General features: G+C 68.0%; 1 protein-coding gene. It reads right to left on the reverse strand.

Translation table 11 applies throughout. The features are described 5' to 3' along the window. Positions 1–1,553: VCBS domain-containing protein (locus A3M7_RS45630; RefSeq protein ID WP_156937110.1), on the reverse strand; the 1,553-nt coding region annotated here is incomplete at both ends.

A 1,553-nucleotide genomic window follows, 5' to 3' on the forward strand; every position in this document is an offset into this window, starting at 1 on the left:
GTATCAGTCGGATCCGCCGCCAGGCCAGATGCCGGCGCCACGCCGAGCATCGCCAGCAGCTGGGCGTTGGTCAGCCCAAGCCCCGTCGTGGTGCCGGAAGCCACCACGGTCGTCACCGACGAGCTGACCGTGTCCGACAGGTCCGCATCGGTCACCGTCAGCGTCCCGCTGGTGGTGAGGCCGGCATTGGTCTCGGTCAGGGTCGCGGTCGCGGTGTCGGGCGTTCCCGTTGCGACGAGATGGACGTCCGGCGCGTCGTTGGTGCCGGTCAGGGTGATGGTCAGCGTCGAGCTCGAGGTTGCGCCGTGCTCGTCGGTGACGGTGTAGTTCGCCACCACATCGGCCGTGGCGCCCTGCGCCAGATGCTGGTAGGCGGCGTTGGCGGCATCAAAACTGTAGCTGCCGTCCGGGTTCAGCGTCAGGCCGGCGACCGCGCCGGTCTGCGCATAGGTCAGGACCGCCCCATCATCGATGTCGCTGTCGTTGCTCGCGACCGTGCCGGCGATAGTGCTGTCCTCGCTGCCCGCGTTGGTATCGGCCACCGCGACCGGGGTGTCGTTGGTGCCGGTCAGCGTGATGGTCAGCGTCGAGCTCGAGGTCGCGCCTTGCTCGTCGGTGACGGTGTAGTTCGCCACCACATCGGCCGTGGCGCCCTGGGCCAGATGCTGGTAGGCGGCATTGCCGGCATCGAAGCTGTAGCTGCCGTCCGGGTTGATCGTCAGCCCGGTGACCACGCCGGTCTGCGCATAGGTCAGGATCGCCCCGTCATCGATGTCGCTGTCGTTGCTCGCGACGGTGCCGGTGATGGTGCCGTCTTCCAGGCCGCTGTTGGTGTCAGCCACCGCGACCGGGGCGTCGTTGGTGCCGGTCAGCGTGATGGTCAGCGTCGAGCTCGAGGTCGCGCCGTGCTCGTCGGTGACGGTGTAGTTCGCCACCACATCGGTGGTGGCGCCCTGCGCCAGATGCTGGTAGGCGGCATGGTTGGCATCGAAGCTGTAGCTGCCGTCCGGGTTCAGCGTCAGGCCGGCCACCGCGCCGGTCTGCGCATAGGTCAGGACCGCCCCGTCATCGACGTCGCTGTCGTTGCCCGCGACCGTGCCGGTGATGGTGCTGTCTTCCAGGCCGCTGTTGGTGTCGGCCACCGCGACCGGCGTGTCGTTGGTGCCGGTCAGGGTGATGGTCAGCGTTGCACCCGAGGTTGCACCGTGCTCGTCGGTGACGGTGTAGTTCGCCACCACGTCGGTGGTCACGCCCTGCGCCAGATGCTGGTAGGCGGCGTTCGCGGCATCAAAACTGTAGCTGCCGTCGGGGTTCAGCGTCAGGCCGGCCACCGCGCTGGTCTGCGCATAGGTCAGGACCGCGCCGACATCGACGTCGCTGTCATTGCTCGCGACGGTGCCGGTGATGGTGCTGTCTTCCAGGCCGCTGTTGGTGTCGGCCACCGCGACCGGGGCGTCGTTGGTGCCGGTGATGTCGATCGATACGACCTGGGTGGCGAGGCCGCCATGGTGGTCGTCGACCTCGACCGTAAAACTGTCGGCGAGATGCTCGCC

Origin of the sequence: Bradyrhizobium sp. WSM2254, assembly GCF_000472645.1 — a bacterium.
Taxonomy (GTDB): domain Bacteria; phylum Pseudomonadota; class Alphaproteobacteria; order Rhizobiales; family Xanthobacteraceae; genus Bradyrhizobium; species Bradyrhizobium niftali.